The 511-nt window shown below is 46.6% G+C and carries 1 protein-coding gene; it reads right to left on the bottom strand.

Annotated features, from left to right (window positions below; translation table 11 throughout):
• A partial coding sequence (locus AB4585_RS24180) for a hypothetical protein (RefSeq protein ID WP_372171295.1) occupies positions 1-469 on the bottom strand: 469 nt, incomplete at its 3' end.
• Positions 470-511: the final 42 nt, after the last annotated feature.

The raw sequence follows: 511 nt of genomic DNA, 5'->3' as shown, positions 1-511 counted from the left end.
CTCCAGTCTTGCGTTTACTACACAGACGTTCCACACCAAGATTCCACTGACGCACGAACTCTTGCGGAGCATCCTGAAACAAATCATTCCAATACTCGTAAAGTGAAGGACAATCGGCTTCTCCTCGCTTCAATTCAGCGACTTCATCAGCGACGATTCGAAGCTTTCGCTCCCAACCTATCCAACTCATTTCAGATTTTACCTTCTCCGAGGAAAAAACCGGACGAGTCCTCATCGCATCCATAGTTACATCAACGCCATACATCTTAACCAACAAGGAACGAGCCTTCGATGATGCCTTTGGACACGTATCGCCCTGGCCCAGCAGGTGAACCTTAGTCACAACAGGTAACTTATCATCACCCGTCAAAGACAGTATTGACTCTATCTCAGCCTCACTAAGGTCAACGTTAAAGTTGTCTCTAGTAGGTAAGCCGATACGAAGATCAAGACCCTGCAACGAATCCATACAGACCTTTAGCCTTTGCTGAATATCATCAGTTGGATCAGC

It is taken from the genome of Vibrio sp. 10N.222.49.C9 (assembly GCF_041474985.1).
In the GTDB taxonomy this organism is placed as follows: domain Bacteria; phylum Pseudomonadota; class Gammaproteobacteria; order Enterobacterales; family Vibrionaceae; genus Vibrio; species Vibrio crassostreae_C.
Note: the sequence above shows the minus strand (reverse complement) of the source record. Positions and strands in the feature narration are given on the sequence as shown.